Origin of the sequence: uncultured Shewanella sp. (assembly GCF_947495455.1) — a bacterium.
GTDB lineage: Bacteria > Pseudomonadota > Gammaproteobacteria > Enterobacterales > Shewanellaceae > Shewanella.
This window is the reverse complement of the sequence record NZ_CANLZC010000297.1, coordinates 1-281: the sequence shown is the minus strand read 5'-3', so window position 1 is coordinate 281 and position 281 is coordinate 1. Positions and strand designations below refer to the sequence as shown.

Annotated in this window: 1 protein-coding gene; it reads left to right on the top strand. The window is 44.5% G+C overall.

Annotation, left to right across the window (positions count from 1 at the left end):
- A partial coding sequence (locus tag Q0791_RS25160; RefSeq protein ID WP_299011978.1) for a hypothetical protein occupies nucleotides 1-281 on the top strand: 281 nt, incomplete at both ends.

The following is a 281-nucleotide window of genomic DNA, read 5'->3' as shown; positions in this document are numbered from 1 at the left end:
GGAAAGTACAAAGATGAAATCAACTACGATAAGCGCCACAAAGGCATAAACTCAAGCATTCAGCAACAATTGAACGAGTTTGTAAAAAACAGAATGGACGGTAAAGAGTGGGTGCTAAAAGATGGCCGCGCCATCTATGCGCGTATCACTTACGCCGAATATTCAGCCTCAGAAAAGAAGGCAGGCCGCCTGCCTATGGCCGACGATTTATTTTTCAAACAAAAGCTAGGGCATACCGACTCAGCTACCCAGCAAAACTATAAGCAGTTTCAGATGGTCAA